Here is a 12,569-nt window from a genome sequence, read left to right as displayed (position 1 = left end):
GCGGGTGAGGAGGTCTCAGGGCTGGATGTTCTCCAGGTCCTCGAGGAGGCTGAGGTGCGTGGGCTGCCATCCGAGGACCTCGCGGGTGTGGGCGCTGGAGGCCGGCTGGTCCATGGCGAAGATCGGGCCGAATGGGCCGAAGTTCTCCTGCGGCACCGCCTCGACCGGCAGGCCGAGTCGCCGGCCGATGACGGTCGCGATGTCTCGCACCGCGTCGCCCTCGTCGGCCACGGCGTGCCAGGCCGTCCCGGCGGGTGCCGACTCGAGAGCCAGGCGGAACAGGACCGCCGCGTCGAGCGCGTGTACGGCCGGCCAGCGCTGGGCGCCGTCGCCGGGGTAGCCGGACACGCCGGTGCGGCGCGCCTGATCCGTCAACAGGCCGGCGAATCCGCCCTTGCCCTCGTTGTGCACCGTGCGCGGCATGCGGACCGCCGTGGCGCGGACACCGCGCGAGGCCAGCTCCAGCAGGGCATTGACCGAACGGCCTCGGCCGCCCACCGGTCCGTCGGTCGGCGCGGGGTCGGTCTCGGTGGAGGGGCGGCCCGGCACCCAGGGCGTGCCCGAGACGGTGACGATCGGACGACCGCTGCCGAGCAGTTCCTCGCCCAGAGCGGCGAGAGCGGCGCTCTCCTCGGCGATCGACCGCGCGAGGGCCTCGTCGGTGCTGTAGTCGCTGCCGAACGCCAGGCTGATCACGCCGTCGGACTGCGCGGCGCCGGCCCGCAGGACGTCGAGGTCGGCCAGCCGTCCGCGCAGCACCTGGGCGCCGGCGTCTGTGAGGGCCTGCGCGGACTTGTCCGAGCGGGCCAGCGCGAGAACGGTGTGACCGTTGGCGAGCAGTTCGGCGACGACGGCGGAGCCGATGGTGCCGGTACCGCCGGTGACGAAAACGTGCATGAAACTCTCCCGAAGCGACGAGACCGTTGTCCCATCACCCTACACACCGACGGGACAACTATCCCATCACCTATGATGTCGTCCATGGCCCGATGGCAACCGGAGACGGCCCAGCGACTCGTCGTCGCGGCCGTCGACCTGTTCACCGAGCAGGGGTACGACGCGACCACGGTGGCGCAGATCGCCGAGCGCGCCGGCGTCACCAAGAGCACCTTCTTCCGGCACTTCTCCGACAAGCGTGAGGTGCTGGTCGCCGGCCAGGAGACCCTGAGCCGGTTGCTCGCCGAGGGGATCGCCGAGGCGCCCCCGAACGCCAGCCCGCTCGAGGCGGTCGCAGCCGGTCTCGAACGCGCGTCCAGCGCCATGGGGCCGACGAACCGCGAACTCGGTCCCCGGCTGAAAGCAGCCGTAGCGGCCAGCACGGAACTTCAGGAGCGAGACGCCCTCAAGAGCGTCGGTCTCGCTGCCGCCATGACCGCCGCGCTCATCGCCCGCGGTGTCCCCGACCCGACCGCGCACCTCGCGGCCGAGCTCGGAGTCCTTGCCTTCAAGCGGGGCTACGCCCAGTGGTCCGAGGACGATCGTGATGACGCACGAGGGCTCGCGCACCATGCGTTGGCCGCCCTGCAGGATCTGCGCACGGCAACGGCGTCGCTGGGTTGACCGACTCTGTGCCGGCCAGGAACCGGGGTAGGCCGTTCGTGGCGATCATGCCCTCGCCGGGCTGATCCGGTGCGCGCAGGAGGACGCTGATCCTGAAGCTGACAGCCTGGGAGGCGCCCGAAACCCCGAAAGGCGTTGAACCGGGGATAAGAGCGCCATCCGGTTACTGTTGCTTCGCATGACTCACACCGAGATCGTGATCAGTGCGGAGTTGGTGCGGGATCTGCTGCGCGACCAGCACCCCGACCTGGCCGATCGCCCTTTGCGGCTCGGCGCACATGGCTGGGACAACCAGCTGTGGCGGCTCGGCGACGACCTCGCCGTCCGGTTGCCCTGGGCGACGCGGTCCGCGGACGCGCTGCTACGCAAGGAGTACGCCTGGCTGCCCCTCCTCGCCCCGCGCCTTCCTCTGCCGGTTCCCGTCCCGCAGCGCCTCGGCGAGCCCTCGGCTCTGTTTCCACGACCCTGGATCGTCACCACCTGGGTGCCGGGCGAGCCTGCCGACCGCGCCCCCGTCACGCGCGCCGCGGAGGCGGCCGACGCCTTGGCCGCCTTCCTGACGGCTTTGCATCAACCCGCCCCCGATGAGGCGCCCGCCGACCGCTTCGGCCGCGGGGGGCCGCTGGCCGACCGCTCCGAGGGGTTCGCCAAGCAGCTCGCCTCGGCCACGGAGATGGGGCTCATCCCCGACCCGGACGCCGTCCGCGCGGTCTGGGACGACGCCGCCGCGCCCGACTGGGCAGGCCCGGCGCTATGGCTCCACGGAGACCTGCATCCCGCCAACGTCCTCACCGCGGACGGCACCTTCTGCGGTGTGATCGACTTCGGCGACCTCTGCGCGGGCGACCCGGCCTGCGACCTCGCCGCCGCCTGGATTCTGCTGCCGGACGGCGCCGCCGACCGTTTCAATGACGCCTACCGGCCGGCCCCGGACGCCGCGACCCTGCGCCGCGCCCGCGGATGGGCGGTGCTGCACGCCCTGAGCGGCATCCTCATCGGTGAAGCCGGCGTCCGCGGCCGCCCAGGCGGCAAGGCCACGTGGGGCCCACCCGCCCACGCGGCCCTGCGACGCCTCATCGCAACGGCCCGTCGCTGATCGATCACCTCCACACGCTCGGCCAAGAGCTCCTGACGCAATGAGCTGAGGCTGCGCAAGCAGATCAGGGCGCAGCCTGCCCGCGTACGGGCGCCGACAGGCGGCCGTGCCACCCCGGGCGGTGACGGCGGCCACGAGGTCGGCGTCGAACTCCGCCAGCAGCACGTGGCCGTGGAAGTCCGCGTCCAGGTCCGGCCGCGCTGGAGGCGGGTCTGCGGGCCCGGCGACCGCGCCGCCGTTCCGGCTTTCCGCCGCACCGCCGCCGGCCGCGGTCGCAGGCTGTGCCTCACGCCTCCTCCGTGTCCAGGCGGAGTGCGTGGAGGGGCACGGCGCCCAGCACGGTGCCCAGACCGCCGGACGCCCGGCCTCCGGCCCGGACCTGCTCGTGTGGATCTCTCTCAAGTCGGCTCCAACCTGATCGCAAGTCGCCGTCACTAGAACAGGCCGTCGATATGTCACCTGTCGGTTCTGGGGGTCCGGTGTCGAGGCGGCGATTGATCAGCGCGCTGTGCGCTCTAGGGATGATGGCGGGTCTGGTCACCGGCCTGCCGCAGGCCGCGTCGGCGGACGCGCAACGGGATGAGGAGACCACCGCGCTCGTGTCCGCGGTCGAGCGCTTCGCCGCCGTCGGCAGGGGCATGGCGGCGCTCGGCCCGATGGGCGAGCAGTTACCCCTCGTCGGCCTGGTCCCCGGCGGGGAGGACGGCCTGGGCCTGGGCGACCTGTTCGACGTCGCGGTGTACGACCAGCTCAAGAACCTCACCAGCCTGTCCGGCCTGGAGGACGAGTATCCGCTCTCCGGTCCGCGCACCGGCCGGTTGCTGGCGAAGGCGAGCACGCAGGGCGACGTCAGGCACCTCGACCTGACCCTGGAGGTGACCAGGACGGTCGCCAACAGGCCGGCCTCCGTCAGCAGCGCACAGCCCAGGGTCTCGCTGGCCACCTCGGGTGGAGTGGACGTCACGCTGAAGCTCGGCGCGAAGCTGCCCTTCGCCTACGACCCCGCCACCAAGACCGCCTGGCTGGGCAAGGACGCCGTGGTGACGGTGCAGGCCGACGGGCGGCTGGCGGCGGGGGCCAAGCCCTCGGCCGCCTTCGGCATCCTCGGCGTCGACCTGTCCGCGGGCTCGTCGCTCTCCTTCACCTCCACGTTCACCGCCACCGCCTCGGACCCGGATGGCGACGGCAGGCTCGACCTGCGCGAGCTGGGCGCGGACGGCGCCGCGGCCGGGCTGTTCACCTTCTCCAGGAAGGGCTCGGCGACCGCCAGGCTCGCGGTCACCGCGCAGCCGTTCGCCGGCGCCCAGGTCGAGGGCGCCACCGCGACCGTCGACGTGAACTGGCCCGACCTCGCGACGGGCGAGCCGCAGGTGAGCGTGAGCCAGCCCGACCTGGACCGGCTGAACCGCTTCCAGACGCTCACGCCGAAGGACCTGCTCGACGGGCTGACGCATCTGTCCGGCGCGATCACCGCCGTGCAGCGGAGCCGCTGGGGCGGCCAGGGCGACCTGGACCTGCCGTTCATGCGGGGTTCCCTGGCCGACGCGGTGCGCATCTCCGAGGCGATCGACAAATTCGTCGCCGACAGCGTCGACCGGAACACCGGCCAGCCCACCTTCACCTCGATCCAGGACATGTTCGCCGCGCTCGGCAGGGCGCGCGGCCTGCCCGGCGGCGCGATCATCAAGGTCGCCGACGCGGGCTACGACGACGCCACCAAGAAGATCGCCTTCACGCTCGTGATCGACCGCCCCGTCAACCCCGCGCCCGAGCCGCTCAACCCCGCCGGGCAGGCCACCAGCGGCGCGGGCACCGGCGTCACCTACACAGCCACGACGCTCAGGCACGCCGGCCAGAAGTGGACGCCCGGAGAGTTCGCCGGCCGCACGATCACCGCGGGCACCTCGACCGGCATGGTGGCCGACAACACCGCCGACGTCGTCACGCTGACCGGCGACGGCTGGCGCGGAGGCGTGCCGGCGGCCGGGGCGGCCTACCGCATCGCCGCCGCCGACCCCATGATCGGCCAGGTCGCCTTCGGCGACACCTTCAAGGCCCGCGCGGGCCTCGCCCAGGCCAACGCGACCACCTCGGTCGCCGGGGTGATGCGCGGCTACCACGCCGCCGCCACGGTCGTGCTCGACCTCGGCGACCCGGCCACCGGCCAGGAGTGCGCCACCCGGCCGGACGGCCAGCAGAAGGCGTGCCCCTACAAGCACGTCAACCCCGACGGCAGTGCGACCGTGGTCACCGAGCTGCCCCGGCCCGCCGACCGGATCATGCTGCGTACCGGCCGCGACCTGTTCGGCGCGCGCATGTCCGTCGTCACCTCGGTCAACGTGGACGCCGTCGTCGGCTACCTGGGCGTACGGCTCACCGGCGACCTGTCCCTGTCGAGCCGAGCCGGTGGCGACGTGGTGAAGGTCGCGCTCAAGGACGTCGGGGACGTGCCGCTGACGCGGCTGTTCGAGCGTCTGGCGAGCGACCCCTCGGACATCCTCACCTCCCAGGTGGACGCCGCGGCCCGGGCCAGGCTCACCCTCGGCGTTCCCGGGCTGGCCGACTTCTTCGGCGGCAAGGTCACCGGTGACGTGGAGATGCCGGACATCCGTACGCCGGACACCCTGGTCTTCCGCGGCTTCGACCAGATCGGCAAGGTCAAGGAGTTCGCCTTCGACCCCGACAACCCGCAGGCGCTGTTCGGCGCGCTGGTCAAGTCGCTGGGCGCGCTGGCCACCTACCTCGACCACGTCCAGCCCAGCGGCCCCGTCGGCACGGCGATGACGGCGAAGCTGCCGCTCCTCGGCCGTTCGCTGTCCGACCTCGTCGCCGCCGACGAGATGGGCTCGGGCCCCGGCGTCGTGTACGGCGACGGCGCCTGCGGAAGCGAGAACGGCTTCGTCACGGATCCCTCCCGGACGTTCACCCAGGCGCACATCGGGCGCGGCGTCGTGATCGGCACACGTGTGATGACCGTCCTGGCCGTCTGCGGCGAGCACACCATGGCGTTCACCGCGAAGTTCGGCCAGGCTCGTCCCGAGCCGGGCACCGCGTACGCGCTGCGTTCGCCGCTCAGGGACGCGATCGACCGGCTGACCGCGGCCCCGCCGGACACCGTGCAGGCGCTGGTGGCCGAGCTGAACAAGGCGCTGGGCGGCCAGGTCCGCATCGGCTACGAGGACGGCGCGCTGCACCTGTCGCTCGCGTACGACAAGAAGGCGGCGCTGAAGGAGCCGCTGCGCTTCTCCTTCGGGGACAGCAGCCTGGTCGCCGCCTCCGGTTCCGGCACGCTCGACGCCTCCGTCGGCGGGCAGATCCGGCTGGGGATGCGGGTGGCGCTCAAGCGCGACTTCGATCTCGCCCGAGACCTGCTCATCGACACCGACTCCGGCCTCGACCTGGAGGCGAGCGCCCGGCTCGACGGCACGATCAAGGCGAACATCGGCCCGCTGCCCGTCTCCGTCGGCAAGGCGGACGACGACCCGATGCAGGCCAGGCTCGCGTACGGCGTGAACCTCCGTTACGACGGCGGGTCGCAGGAGGCCGTGCCGCCGGCCGACTTCTTCGCCGGGCTCGACCTGTCGCTCAACGAGACGACCGAGCCGGTCACCTGCGACCGCGACCCCCGGCGCGACGAGACCGACCTGGCGCTGTGCGCGGTGCTGCCCGCCTACGTCAACGGCAGCCCGATCACGGCGGACGGCAGGCACGCGCTCGTCCTGCGCCTGCCCAGGGCCGCTCCGCTCGCGGACATGTTCGACCTGACGAAGAAGCTGCCCGGCGACATCGACCGGCTCGAGGTGCCCGACTTCGACTTCTCCACCCTGCCCGCGGGGCTGGAGCTCGACTGGACCAACCTGGGCGACGGCATCGACCGCTACCTCACCGCGCTGGAGACAGGCATGCGCACGGCCTCCTACGGCGGCAGGCTGCCCCTGGTCGGCGACGACCTGCAGCAGGGCGCGGACTTCGTCGGCGCCAGGCGCCAGGAGATCAAGGCGGCGATCGCCAAGCTGCCGAACGGCGGCCGGGTGCCCACCGGCAAGGACCTGCGCGAGTGGTACAACGCCGAGCTGGCCCCCAAGGTCGGCCCCGGCGTGCAACCGGTGATCACCTGTGTGCAGGCGCCGGAGCCCGCGGACCCCACCGCGTGCGACGCCGCCAAGGGCACCGAGCTGACCGGCGTGAAGTTCACGATGAGCATCGGCAAGGGCGTGGTCGACCCGCAGCAGGGCTGCGTGGAGGGTTGCGCGGCCCTGGAACGACAACTGGACATCGGCGTCCCCGGCCTGGCACTGCGTCAGGGCCCGGGCAAGGGCGTGCGGGCTGAGATCGGCTGGCACGTGCAGGTGACCGTGGGCCTCGACCGGACCAACGGCTTCTACATCGACGCCACGCCCGACAAGCGGCCGCAGGCCACCGTGGGCGTCAACGTGTCGCTGCCCGAGGAGATCAACGCCAAGCTGTCCATCCTCGACGTCACGGTGAAGAACCGCTCGCCGCAGTCTCCCGACCTGTTCGCCGGCACGTTCACCGTCGGGCTCAAGCCGGTCGGCCGGATCGGCCTGGCGCGGCTCTCCGACGCCTCCGACCTGGTGGAGACGTCGCTGCACGCCAACGTGGCCGTCGACTGGCGCTTCACGGTGACACCCGGATCGCCGATGCTGCCGGGGCTGTTCGGCGACTTCCACCTGGCCTGGGACCTCACCAAGGGCGGCTCTCCCGACCCGGCCGACCTGTCCATCGCCTTCACCGACGTGAACCTGGAGGCCGGCGACTTCTTCCGCTCCGTTCTCGGCCCGGTGGTGACCCAGGTCAAGCGGGTCACCGACCCGGTGCGGCCGGTCGTCGACCAGCTGTACGCGCCCATTCCTGTGCTCTCGGACCTCAGCCGGGCCGCGGGCGGCGGCGACGTGAACCTGATGACGATCGCCAAGAAGTTCAACACCCTGGGCGGCAACAGCACGACCCAGTTCATCGAGCGGATGATCGAGATCACCAAGCTGGTCACCTCGCTGCCCGACTGCCGGGGTGAGCTGCACATCCCGATCGGAAGCTTCACCGTGGCCGGCGACAAGGCGCTCACCACGGAGAACTCTCCGGACGTGGCGGACTCCCTGATCGCGGACGTGTCGCCGACGACGGACGACCTGTTCGCGGCGCTCGACCAGGGCGCCAGGACATGCGACAAGGGCAAGGCCGCGAAGGCCGGGGCCGAGGCCGAGCAGGGGCCCATGCAGCAGTCCGCGAAGTCCGGCTTCAGCTTCCCCGTGCTCGAGAACGCCGGGCGGTCGATCTTCAGCCTGCTGATGGGCAAGGACGTCGAGCTTGTCGCGTACGACTCCGGCCCGCTGCGCCTGGGCTTCACCTACAGCCAGTCGTTCGGCCCGGTCTACGCGCCGCCGCCCATCATGGTGGTCATCTCCGGCACCGCCGGGGTCGAGGCGCGGATCAGGGCGGGCTTCGACACCTACGGCATCCGCAAGGCCATCGAGCAGGGCAAGGTGGACCTCCAGATCCTCGACAGCCTGTATCTGAAGACCACCGACGAGCGTGGCCGTCCCCTGCCGGCGATCAAGCTGTACGGAACGCTGGAAGCGGGTGCCGGGGTCGACCTGCTGCTCGTCAAGGCAGGCGTGAGCGGAGGGATCTCCCTGGACATCGCGATGCTCTGGGCCGACCCCACCAACGACGGCAAGTTCAGGTTCTTCGAGTTCGCGGGAATCCTGCTGCGCAACCCGTTGTGCCTGTTCACCATGGACGGCAAGCTCAAGGTCTATCTCAAGGCCTGGGTGGAGATCGGCATCTCGATCTTCAAGAAGCGGTTCGACTGGACGATCGTCGAGGCCACACTGCTCGACTTCTCGGCCAAACCCAAGTGCGACGAGGCCCCGCCCAAGCTCGCCACGGTCAGCGGCGACGCCCTGGTGCTGCACATCGGCCCGATGCGCGCGGCCAGAGGAGGCAGCACCGCCAAGCCGAGCGACGACGCCGAGCAGTGGACGGTCAGCCAACTCCCCGGCGACGAAGGGTTCGTGGTCAACGCCCTCGGCGTCCGCGAGGAGCACCACACGGCGGGCCTCGACCGGGTGCTGGCCGACGGCCGCGGCGCGAAGGGCGGCCTCAGGCTCGTCTTCCAGGGATACGCCGACGCCTCAGGCGCGCCGTTCCCGTTCGACCGGAAGATCGTCGCCTTCGGCGGCGACGGCGACGACATGATCCTCGCCGGCGCCGGGAGGAACGTGATCGACGGCGGCAAGGGCGACGACCAGATCACCAGCGCCGACCAGTACGACGAGCAGGGCGGAACGGCCCCGATCGTGGCCGGAGGCCCGGGCGACGACTACCTGACCGTGGGCGGCGCGGGCGGCTGGGTGGCCGGTGACGGCCGCCTCACCCCCGCGGCCCGGAAGGTCGGCACGGTCGAGGTCGCCGACTGGAAGGCCGAGGGCCTGCCCGGCGCGCCGGACGACGGCCCGGGCGACGGCGACGACCGCATCGCCGCCGGACTCGGCGCGAACCGGCTGTGGGGCAACGGCGGGAACGACACCATCGGCGTCGCCTCCGACAACCCGCTCGCCGCTACCGACCCCTCGCCCCGCTACCGCGCCCAGCCGAGCCTGCTGGTCGGCGGGCCCGGCGGCGACATCCTCACCGGCGGCTCCGCCGCCGACGAGATCTACACCGGGCCGCAGGACGAGTTCGGGCCCGACGCGAACGGACCGGCCGACTCGGGACCGAACTACGTCGACACCGGCGCGGGTGCCGACACGGTGTACGGCGGTCAGGCCGTCGATCTGGTCGCCGGACACTCCCACCCCGGCGAGACCGTACGGATCCTCGGCGGCGGCGGCGAGGACGTCCTCGCGGGCGGCCACGGCAAGGACGAGATCTTCGGCGGCCCCGGCGACGACTGGGTGATCGCCGAGCCGTCCGACGTGAGCGAGGCGCAGGGCCGCGACGAGTACGGCCCGGCCAGGCGGGTGCGCCACCTGCCGTTGCCCGCGGGCGTCGAGCCCTCGGCCAAGCTGCTGGTCGGCGGCGACGGCGACGACCACATCGTGGGCGGCGACGGCGGCGCCACCGTCTTCGGCGACAGGCCGCGTGACGAGCCGTGCACCGAAACCGGCACAGGGACCGGCGCGGACGGCGACGGCCGCGACCTCGTCCTCGGCGGCTCCGGCAAGGAGATCGTCTCCGCCGGTGGGGGCGCCGACCGGGTCGAGGCGGGCGGCGGTCAGGACCGCGTCTGCGGTGAGAAGGGCGACGACGTCCTGTACGGCGGGGCGGGCGACGACGACGTCAGCGGCGGCTCCGGCGACGACACCGCCTACGGCGACGACGGAGCCGACGAGGTCACCGGCGGCAGCGGCGACGACACCCTGTACGGCGGAGCCCAGGACGACGTGGTCGCGGGCGAGGCCGGCGAGGACACCGCGTTCGGCGGGTCCGGTGACGACCTGCTCGTCGGCGGGTCCCGCATCGCCGGGAAGGCCGACGCGGGCGACACGCTCTACGGCGACGCCGGAGCCGACCGCCTCGTGGGTGACAACGGAGACGCCACCGGCTCCTTCGACCTGGACGGGACGCCGGAGGAGGCCGGCGGGCCCGACGTGATCCACGGCGGGGCCGACGCCGACACCGCCTTCGGCGGGATCGGTGCCGACGAGGTGCACGGCGACGCCGGTGACGACCACCTGGAGGGCGGAAACGGCGCCGACCGGGTCTTCGGCGAGGCCGGGGAGGACGAACTCGCCGGCGGCGGCTCCGGGCCGCATCCCGACGCGGGCGACACCCTGCTCGGCGGTGACGGACCCGACGTGATCGCCGGTGACAACGCCGTCCTGAGCACGTCCGGCACGGCCACCCCCGTCGCCGTACGGCCCGGCCAGCTCCGCACCCATCGGGTGGAGCCGCTGGCGGGCGGATCCGGCGCGGACGTCGCCGACGGCGGCGCGGGCAACGACGCGATCTTCGGCCAGGGCGGCGCCGACCGGCTCCGCGGCCAGGCGGGCGACGACTACGCCGAGGGCGGTCCCGGCGTCGACTGGGTCGAGGGCGACCAGGGCGACGACGACATCGTGGGCGGCTCGCACGCCGCGGCCGACGACGCCGCCGACGCGCTGTTCGGCGGCCCCGGCGACGACGTCGTCGCGGGCGACAACGCCGTGGTGACGCTGGCGGGCACCCCGGCCAGGGCGACGGTCCGCCTGGGCTCGGGCGGCACGCCGATGACCCCGCGGGCGGTCACGCTCCTGAGCGAGGGCCCGGGAGACGAGTCGGGCGACGACCGCGTCTCCGGCGGCTCGGGCGTCGACGTGCTGTGGGGACAGGACGGCGACGACCACATCTCCGGCGGCGGTCAGGGCGACCACGCCGAGGGCGGTGGCGGCGCCGACCAGATCCGCGGCGACCTCCCGCTGTCGGCCGCCTCCACTCAGACGACCAGCGAGCCGCTCGCCGACCCCGGGTGGAAGGGGAACCCGAGCGAACCCGCGGAACTGGAGGGCGACGACGCCACTCCCGGCCAGGACGACCTGATCGGCGGCTCGGCCACGCCGGGCGCACCCGACAAGGGCGACGCGATCGAGGGCGGCGGCGCGGCCGACGTGCTGCTCGGCGACAACGGCTCGCTCGTCCGCACGCTGACCGGGAACACCGAGCGTGTCTACACCGAGCGCTACCCGGCGGGCCAGGCGCCCGCGGACGCGACGCGCAGCCGTACGCACGACCCGGCCCTGCCCGGCGACTCCACCCGGTTCTGCACCCAGGCCCGGCCGACGTGCGAGCCGGAGGGCTCCTTCGGCGCCGACCGCCTCTACGGGGACGAGGGCGACGACGGGCTGTGGGGCCAGGACGGCGACGACCGGCTGTACGGCGGCGCGGGCGACGACGACATGTTCGGCGAGCTCGGCGACGACGAGATGGACGGCGGCGACGGCGAGGACGCCATGCTGGGCGACCGCGGCGGCGTGGTGAACGAGCGCATCGACGCGGGCGACGCCCAGCGGCTCGGCTTCACCGTCAGCCTCAACGCCCCGCCGAAGGAGACCTACCGCGGCTTCCCGGCCGGCTCCTACGACCGCCGTACCGACCTGATGCACGACGCGGACGGCGACACCTGGGTGGCCGCGGCCCTGCCGCACGACGGCTTCGCCACGGGCGGCGACGACCGCATGCGCGGCGGGCCGGGCCGCGACAGCATGCACGGCGGCGCGGGCGACGACCTGATCAACGGCGACAGCGGCGGCGACGAGGTCTTCGGCGACGACGGCGACGACGTCGTCTGGGGCGGCAAGGGCTGCGACCCCGTCCTGGATGCGGCGACCGCCGACTGCCTCAGCGGCGGCGCGTTCGACCCGGCCGCCCGGGGCACCGGCGACCGGTTCGTCGACCACGTCTTCGGCGGCGCCGGGGCGGACCTGCTCGACTACAACCCGCGCGGTTCCTACCCGGGCGACTGCGCCCCCGGCCGCATGCCCGAGGGCACGCTCACCACCGTCGTCGACCCGTGCCTGTGGTTCCGGATGACGGACAAGGACAACGCGTCCGCCGCCGACGACCAGCACCACCAGGGCGTCGACTGGCAGTACGGCGGTGCGGACCGCGACGTGCTGCAGGGCGACCGCACCGCGAACGGGCCCAACCCGGGCGACAAGATGATCGACTGGAACGGGTCGTTCAACCTGTACACCCACTGTGGTCCGGCCAACGGCGGGCACAACATCGTCCGCCAGCACTCGCCCGCGATGCGCGACTTCCTCGCCAAGGTGGCCTGGGGCGCCGGCGCGGGCCGCGCCCAGGGCGACCCCTCCGCCGAGCGGGAGCTGGCGATCCCCGCAGACGACAACGGCTCGCCCTACCCCACCTCACCCGGACACTTCGACTCGCCCGTCGCCTGCGCGGGCTGATC

4 protein-coding genes are annotated in these 12,569 nt (G+C 72.9%); 3 read left to right on the top strand and 1 reads right to left on the bottom strand.

Features of this window, described 5'->3' with window-relative positions; all coding sequences use genetic code 11:
- Positions 1–15: 15 nt before the first annotated feature.
- Entirely contained in the window at positions 16–897 is an 882-nt protein-coding gene (locus tag IL992_RS33455) for an SDR family oxidoreductase (protein ID WP_193207316.1), read from the bottom strand.
- Between the two features lie 84 nt (positions 898–981).
- On the opposite strand from IL992_RS33455, the gene IL992_RS33450 reads away from it, so the two are divergent.
- From IL992_RS33450 to IL992_RS33440, 3 genes are all read left to right on the top strand, one after another.
- On the top strand, positions 982–1,560 hold the full coding sequence (locus IL992_RS33450) for a TetR/AcrR family transcriptional regulator (protein ID WP_193207315.1): 579 nt from the start codon (positions 982–984) through the stop codon (positions 1,558–1,560).
- Between the two features lie 178 nt (positions 1,561–1,738).
- A complete protein-coding gene (locus tag IL992_RS33445; protein WP_193207314.1) occupies positions 1,739–2,656 on the top strand; it encodes an aminoglycoside phosphotransferase family protein in 918 nt (305 codons plus the stop codon).
- Positions 2,657–3,177: 521 nt separating this feature from the next.
- Positions 3,178–12,567 carry a calcium-binding protein gene (locus tag IL992_RS33440; RefSeq protein WP_193207313.1) on the top strand — a complete coding sequence of 3,130 codons (9,390 nt, stop codon included), beginning with the start codon at positions 3,178–3,180 and terminating at the stop codon, positions 12,565–12,567.
- Positions 12,568–12,569: the final 2 nt, after the last annotated feature.

The organism is Microbispora sitophila (genome assembly GCF_014892245.1).
Taxonomy (GTDB): domain Bacteria; phylum Actinomycetota; class Actinomycetes; order Streptosporangiales; family Streptosporangiaceae; genus Microbispora; species Microbispora siamensis.
This window is presented reverse-complemented; position numbering and strand designations above follow the sequence as displayed.

Bases quoted from the DNA above. Each gene is read 5' to 3' on its own strand.
- IL992_RS33455 (WP_193207316.1), bottom strand. From the start codon at position 897: ATGCACGTTTTCGTCACCGGCGGTACCGGCACCATCGGCTCCGCCGTC.
- IL992_RS33450 (WP_193207315.1), top strand. From the start codon at position 982: ATGGCCCGATGGCAACCGGAGACGGCCCAGCGACTCGTCGTCGCGGCC.
- IL992_RS33445 (WP_193207314.1), top strand. From the start codon at position 1,739: ATGACTCACACCGAGATCGTGATCAGTGCGGAGTTGGTGCGGGATCTG.
- IL992_RS33440 (WP_193207313.1), top strand. From the start codon at position 3,178: ATGATGGCGGGTCTGGTCACCGGCCTGCCGCAGGCCGCGTCGGCGGAC.